5 protein-coding genes are annotated in these 5,765 nt (G+C 42.5%); all 5 read right to left on the bottom strand.

Annotation, left to right across the window (positions count from 1 at the left end):
• Positions 1-209 (bottom strand): Na+/H+ antiporter NhaA (locus tag CXF82_RS00360; RefSeq protein ID WP_180961144.1); only part of this gene is annotated, 209 nt, incomplete at its 3' end.
• 323 nt (positions 210-532) lie between these two features.
• Positions 533-1,384 (bottom strand): thymidylate synthase, encoded by an 852-nt coding sequence (locus tag CXF82_RS00355; RefSeq protein ID WP_101090494.1) that lies wholly within the window; start codon positions 1,382-1,384, stop codon positions 533-535.
• A gap of 80 nt (positions 1,385-1,464) precedes the next feature.
• The gene (locus CXF82_RS00350; RefSeq protein WP_101090495.1) at positions 1,465-2,265 is read right to left on the bottom strand and encodes a sulfite exporter TauE/SafE family protein; all 801 of its coding nucleotides are present in this window, start codon (positions 2,263-2,265) and stop codon (positions 1,465-1,467) included.
• A 234-nt stretch (positions 2,266-2,499) separates the two neighbouring features.
• Positions 2,500-4,737 (bottom strand): phosphoenolpyruvate--protein phosphotransferase, encoded by a 2,238-nt coding sequence (ptsP, locus tag CXF82_RS00345; RefSeq protein WP_101090496.1) that lies wholly within the window; start codon positions 4,735-4,737, stop codon positions 2,500-2,502.
• A 15-nt stretch (positions 4,738-4,752) separates the two neighbouring features.
• Complete coding sequence (gene rppH, locus CXF82_RS00340) at positions 4,753-5,274, bottom strand: RNA pyrophosphohydrolase (RefSeq protein WP_101090497.1); 522 nt, start codon at positions 5,272-5,274, stop codon at positions 4,753-4,755.
• Positions 5,275-5,765: the final 491 nt, after the last annotated feature.

Below are 5,765 nucleotides of genomic sequence, written 5' to 3'. Positions count from 1 at the left end.
AGCGCCATAAGGCCATCATTAATCCAGTGAATTAATGTTTTATCAATATCTAAACTGCCGACACGCACTTGCATCTCGGTATCAAGAAAACCCTGATACATTCCCGCTAAAGGCGAGTTTGCTAAAATCATTGCTAGCACAACAGCAATCATCAAAAGAATGCCGCCTGCTGACTCTTGGCTTAAAAAATTCCTAATAGCCCGTTCCATATTACGCTCCATAAAATCTCAATGTAACGAGTGTAGCCGATTACATACGATCTGAATATTCGTTTGCGTCAGCTTAATACATCGGAATATCCGAAGTATCCAGTGTAAGCCTGAGATGACTAAATATCAATTAGGAAAGTAGATAATGAAAGATGAGGAAGTAATTAACGCATATTATTTTGAAAATACGCCATTTAAAGTGATGAAATGAGTAAACTATCTATGCAGTACAACTTTTCCTGCTGAAATGCTGACTAAACATTCAGTGTTACAAACTGACTCGCCTCGAAAATATCGACCAAAGCGAGTCAATAAAGCGTGAATTAGACAGAAAATGGGTATTTGATACCCTCGTGATGCTCATAACCTGTCACTTCAAAATCAGCCATTGTTACCCATGTCTCCAAATCTTCTAACGACTTAATATCAGGGTTAATAGATAACTTGGGTGATGCAAATGGACTGCGCGTTAACTGCACATTTTGCATCAGCTCTAACTGATCTTCATAAATGTGCGCATTTACTATTTTGTGATAAGCAGTACCCGCTTTAAAACCGGTAATCTGCGCAATTAACGCCAAGAGTGTAAACACTTGTACTTGATTAAAATTCAGCCCAAGCGGCACATCACAAGAGCGTTGAAAGCTGGTCAGATGCAAAGTATCACCCAGTAATGAAAAATTATGCGTGTGCATACAAGGTCTTAAACATCCCATATGAAACTCGCCTGGATTATAAAAGCTGAGTATCTCGCCTCTATCATCAATGCCTTTAGACAAGTTATCGACTATCTTACGCAATTGATCTATTGAGCCACCGTCAGGTTTATTCCAACTTCGACCTTGGACGCCGTATACCCGTCCCATATCGTCAGTTCCTTTACGGTATGGGTTATCAAGCCACGCCTGATTATCGTTAGCATTAGCATCCCAAGTTTTGGCTCCAATACTACGAAAATCTGCCGCGTTGTTATAGCCACGAATGTAGCCCAGCATCTCCGCAATCGCTGCTTTCCAGAAACTCTTTCGTGTGGTAATTAACGGGAATTCGTTCTTATCTACGTGGTAAACCAAGTCAGCATTGATCACAGTAAGACACCGTTTACCGGTACGACTATTCTCAACCCATGTGCCTTCATCAATGATCCTTTGACAAAGTTCTAAATACTGTTTCATGAAAATTTACCTATAAAAACAAAGACCGATTTGAAGTCGGTTTGATTACAATGACAAGCGACTCTCATTTTGGAGTCGCATTAAGTGAGTACCAGCTTTAAACCAACAAAGGCCAAAAAGACTGCAAATATTTTTTTCAACTTAGCGGTTGGCCAATTGGTCGCGGCCTTGGCACCTAATGGTGCAATTAACATCGATGTCGTTACAATACCAAGTAAGGCAGGGAGATAGATAAAGCCTAACGTCCCTTCTGGTAATGAAGCAACATTCCAGCCAGCTAATGTATAGCCAATGCTACCAAAGAGTGCGATGAGCAAACCTGTTGCTGATGAAAAGCCAATAGCATAACGCATCTGCAACCCACACCAAGTCAGGAATGGGATCAGTAATACACCACCACCAATTCCCATCAATCCAGCGATGAGCGCTATCATTACCGCAGCAAAAAAGAGAGCCGTAGTGCTAGGCATTGCACGATTAGAGTTCGGTCTGATTGGGAAAGCCATTTGAACTGCCATCAACATGACAAAAACAGCAAAGATTTGCTGTAACAGATTTGCGGCAATCAATTCAGAAATAAAACCTGAGCAGATCGCGCCAAGGACAAATCCTGGAAGCATGGTTCTAAAAAGCTGCCAAGGAATGTTTTCGCGTTTATGGTGAGCACGAGCAGAAGACAGTGATGTAAGAATAATGGCAGCAAGTGATGTTGCTATCGCAACATGTGGCAGATGTTCAGCTGGAACCCCTACTTTGGGTAATATATGCAATAGCGCTGGTACCGCTATTAGCCCACCACCAATACCTAATAACCCCGCCATGAAGCCAATAACAGCACCAAGCACAAGACATATACTAAATATAAAAAGCCAGCTTTCCACGCTAATACCCTTAAAATATTCGATTGTGCCACAAGCTTAAAGCAATAGGCTGAGTTAGTTAATAGCTAATCATACCAATTGTATTAAGTATCTGTTCATTCCGTGGAAAGCGCTCAAGCATTCCACTTCTGCTTTGCATTGGCTCATCAGCGAATAACCATTCTTTCGTCAATGCGCATTGAATTGAAAAGCGTGGGCGTTTTTCAATTGACGAATGACTCAATGCAATTGGTATTAGTTTAGTAGAGCCAGTAAGCCCTTTTCTTCACAATAATCGCTGACAAGCGACTTTACCTCCTCTCCAGACGTCAGCGTCAGCGCTTCTTCTAAAAGCACACTGAGCTCCTGTTTGGAGACTCTGCGCAGTAGATAATTGATCCTGGATAAACTGGCCTGGTTCATGCTGAGCTGATCGTACCCCATGGCAACTAACAACATTGCCCCTATGGGCTCTCCTGCCAGTTCACCACAGACACTGATGGAAAGCTGATTAGCTTTGCATCGTTCAAGTGCAAATTTAAGTGCCCGAAGCACCCCTGGATGATAGCTATCAAAAAGAGCATTCACGTTTGGGTTATTACGATCTACCGCGAGTAAGTATTGCGTTAAGTCATTTGAACCAACAGAGACAAAGTCGACCCGTTTTGCAACTTCATCTAACTGATAAAGCAATACAGGGACCTCCAACATGATACCGACCTTAGGCATAGATATCACCCTACCCAGCTCAGTGGTGAGCTCTTGATGCGCCTGTTCAAAGTAGACTAACGCTAAGTCAATCTCCTCTAAATTACTCACCATTGGCAGTAAAACATGCAGCTGATCAGTATCACTTGCGGCTTGTAGCATTGCCCTTAACTGCACTAAAAACAACTCAGGGTGATCTAAACTAAGTCTTATTCCGCGCCAACCGAGAAACGGGTTATCTTCAACGATCGGGAAATAATCAAGCGGCTTATCACCCCCCACGTCTAATGTACGCATGACTACAGGTTTGCCTTTGGCTGCGGTCAGCACTTTGCGATAAACCTCTAACTGTTCTTGCTCTCCAGGAAAACACTGCTTCAACATGAACAAAATTTCAGTACGGTATAAACCGATACCATCAGAGTCACAGCCTGTATCAGAATCAATACTGCTAATTAAACCACTATTGATATAGAGGTAAACCCTTAAGCCATCAATCGTCACCGTTGGTAAGGGTAATTCTGCGGCATATCGGCGTTGCAGCGCTTTTTCAGCGGCTATTAGACTTTTATATTCAGATAATATAGTGGCAGAAGGCTCAACCAGCAGCTGGCCTCTATTGGCGTTAATAATCACTTGTCGCTTATCAAGCCCTGCGTTTAAAATACCATTAACCCCGATGATGGCAGGTACGCCTAATGCACGCGCTAATATTGCAGCATGGGAATTAACGCCGCCAAGTTCAGTGACAATCCCTGCCAGTTTTCGTCTAGGAAATTCAGCAAGTAAGGTTGTACTCGCTTCCCGAGCGATTAAAATAACCGGCGTATCGGGCTCAAGAATGATCTTCTCAGGCTCAATCAACTGCCTCAGCACACGTCGTCCAATATCTTTAATGTCACTGGCACGCTCTTTTAGATAGAGATCCTCCATGCTATTAAAGTGGGCAATATAATGCTTAGATACGCGACAAATAGCCGTTTCTGCACTCCAGCCTAACCGCACCTCTTTAATGTACTCGCCACCTAAACTGGCTTTTTCTAGTAACAATAATAATGCGGTAAAAATCGAAGCCGCTTCTTCATCTTTCTCTCTATCGAAACGTTGAGATAAGCTAGCAAGCAAATCCTTACAGCGACTCATTGCCAATTTAAGGCGAACCTCTTCTTGAGTAATCGCGGTTATCTTAACCTCTGAGAGATCAAACGATATCTGCCCACCAAGCAACAAAGCTTTAGCAATCGCAATCCCTTTCGATGCTGATTTACCTTCATAATAGAGTGGTTGCTGTGCGGTGTGGTTTACCACGGCCCTGCGCTTTAGTCCTTTAATCGCCATGGCGAGCTGCGCTGCCAACGTCATTAAAAAGGCTTCTTCTCCCTCGCTAAATAGCCTAGTTTGAGTCTGCTGGACAACGATGACGCCGATGACGGACTTTTGATAAACAATGGGAACTGCAAGAAATGCGTTATAAGCTTCTTCAGATACTTCAGGAAGTAATTTAAATCGAGGGTGAGCAGACGCATCAGCAAGGTTTACCGCTTCCTCACGCTGTGCAACCAAGCCGACTAACCCTTGAGTCAGTGGCAAACTAACGCGATTAACGGCATCGGGCTCAAGCCCGTCTGTTGCGGATAGGACCAGTTGTTGTTGTTCCAATATATAGACAGAGCAACATTCCGTTGCCATTGCCAGTTTGGTCTGCCGCACAAGCTGCTCCAGCGCATATTCAAGATCTCTGGCTGAAGCAACGACTTGTGTTATATCCCTAAGTGTTTTTAGCACTAACGCAAACCTCCTTTAAATTCTGCGCATACCTCTTCTTTTATGGTTCGACTCTTTAATCTGCAAAGGCAGTGTTGTCGGCGCAAACTCTTTCATGACTTTTCGATAAACATCGCGTTTAAATGAAACCACTTGCCTAACAGGGTACCAATAACTGACCCAACGCCAATCATCGAATTCAGGATGGCCACAGGCGTTTAAATTAATGGCACTTTCAGCACTTTTTAACTGTAATAAAAACCATTTTTGTTTTTGCCCGATACAAACGGGTTTACTATCTTGTCTGATCAATCGCTTCGGGAGTCTATAGCGTAACCAAGATCGCGTAGAGGTTAGGATTTGCACATGTTCTGGCTTTAATCCTACTTCTTCGTATAACTCACGATACATGGCTTCTTCTGCTGACTCACCTTCGTCAACGCCACCTTGAGGAAATTGCCAGGAATGTTGGCCAAATCTTCTAGCCCACATAACCTGCCCAGAGCGATTACAGATAATGATGCCCACATTTGCGCGAAAGCCGTCACTATCAATCACATGGACTCCAAACTATTAACTATTAATGAATTGATTGTTTCACAAAGCTCGCGTTGCAGCAAATATCTGTTCCGCATATTTGTTGGATAAATCTAAGCAAACTCAAACCTTATCAACAGGAGCAAACCTATAAATGCAATTATATCCACAAAATCTGTGGATATCTCTGTTGGAAACTCTCTAGAAGTCCAAATAACTTCACTATCAGCATGAGATAACAAAACAAAGCATCGATTTGAGCCACCTTAATTAACCTATTAAAACAACAGCTTAATACGCAAAAAGACATCTGCCAATCTTAAGCAAGCCTTAACTGTACGTTATTTAACCAGCTAATTTAAAATCTAAAAACAGATAGCTGGGATAATGATGTTATTCACAAGTGCAAGTATATAGAGTCATAAAAAAGCAAATAATCGCCTTTAAATAGCATTGACAGATCACATTCATTGCAGTAGTCGTGAGGGAAACGGAAGTTATCCAATAAAACT

The organism is Shewanella sp. GutDb-MelDb (assembly GCF_002836075.1).
GTDB lineage: Bacteria > Pseudomonadota > Gammaproteobacteria > Enterobacterales > Shewanellaceae > Shewanella.
Note: the sequence above shows the minus strand (reverse complement) of the source record. Positions and strands in the feature narration are given on the sequence as shown.